At 43.2% G+C, this 285-nt stretch carries 1 protein-coding gene; it reads left to right on the top strand.

The window, feature by feature from the left end:
• On the top strand, positions 1-285 hold a 285-nt coding region (locus Q4550_RS23370; protein ID WP_303536591.1), incomplete at both ends, for an NAD(P)/FAD-dependent oxidoreductase.

Below are 285 nucleotides of genomic sequence, written 5' to 3'. Positions count from 1 at the left end.
CCATTGATCCAACGGGTGTTTATTTCCGGCATGAAGGTAAATTCCTGATTGCGGGTTATTCCGAAAAAGTAAAGCCGGGTATTGACTTCAAATGGTCACGCGATTTTTTTTATGAACATTTATGGGCGGTATTAAGCCATCGGGTGCCAAACTTTGAAAACGCAAAAATAATTCGAGGCTGGGCAGGGATGTATAGCCATAACACACTTGATCAGAACGCTATTATAGGAGGTCATCCTGAGCTGCAAGGATATTATTTGGCATGTGGATTTAGCGGGCATGGCA

Source organism: Anaerobacillus sp. 1_MG-2023, assembly GCF_030547345.1.
In the GTDB taxonomy this organism is placed as follows: domain Bacteria; phylum Bacillota; class Bacilli; order Bacillales; family Guptibacillaceae; genus Guptibacillus; species Guptibacillus hwajinpoensis_B.
Note: the sequence above shows the minus strand (reverse complement) of the source record. Positions and strands in the feature narration are given on the sequence as shown.